The 588-nt window shown below is 58.8% G+C and carries 2 protein-coding genes; one reads left to right on the forward strand and one right to left on the reverse strand.

Annotated elements, in window-relative coordinates; genetic code table 11:
- Positions 1–397 (forward strand): tyrosine-type recombinase/integrase (locus tag CKO40_RS23860; RefSeq protein ID WP_200348946.1); only part of this gene is annotated, 397 nt, incomplete at its 5' end.
- A gap of 9 nt (positions 398–406) precedes the next feature.
- On the opposite strand, the gene CKO40_RS24005 is transcribed toward CKO40_RS23860, so the two are convergent.
- A partial coding sequence (locus CKO40_RS24005; protein WP_207173848.1) for a hypothetical protein occupies positions 407–588 on the reverse strand: 182 nt, incomplete at its 5' end.

The following is a 588-nucleotide window of genomic DNA, read 5'->3' on the forward strand; positions in this document are numbered from 1 at the left end:
GTGCGACCTGCAGGAGGAAGCCCTTTCTATCGTTGCGGCCATGCCCAAAGTCGCCGATCAGATCTTCCCTTACACCACGGACGCGATCGGCGCGTCGTTCACGCGAGCCTGCAAGCTTCTCGGAATCGACGACCTACGCTTTCATGACCTGCGGCACGACGGTGTTTCGAGGCTGTTCGAGCTTGGCTTGAACATACCCAAAGTCGCCTCCAACTCCGGTCATAGGTCGTGGACATCGCTCAAACGCTATACGCATCTGCGGCAGACAGGCGATAAGTACGACGGCTGGAAGTGGCTCACGGAGGTGACCAGGAAGGACCCTGCCCTGAAACTTGTCCAACACGGCCAGTTCCCCCGGAGACGGCGTTCCCAGCGGACGGCAGGCCGAGACCATTAAGCGATCGCGTCACCGGTCTCGGGTGTCAGGCGCCTCCGCCATCGCGAAGCCCGGATTAATATTCACAAAATTACCTGGGTGACGAGACACGATTCTTTGGTCGAGACCGAGCAGATCGATGTCGATCAGTTGATGCACGATACCTCCATGCAGCAACCGCAGAACCTCCGATAAGGCCAACGCTGCCGCGA

The sequence above is a fragment of the Halochromatium glycolicum genome (assembly GCF_016584085.1).
Classification (GTDB): domain Bacteria; phylum Pseudomonadota; class Gammaproteobacteria; order Chromatiales; family Chromatiaceae; genus Lamprobacter; species Lamprobacter glycolicus.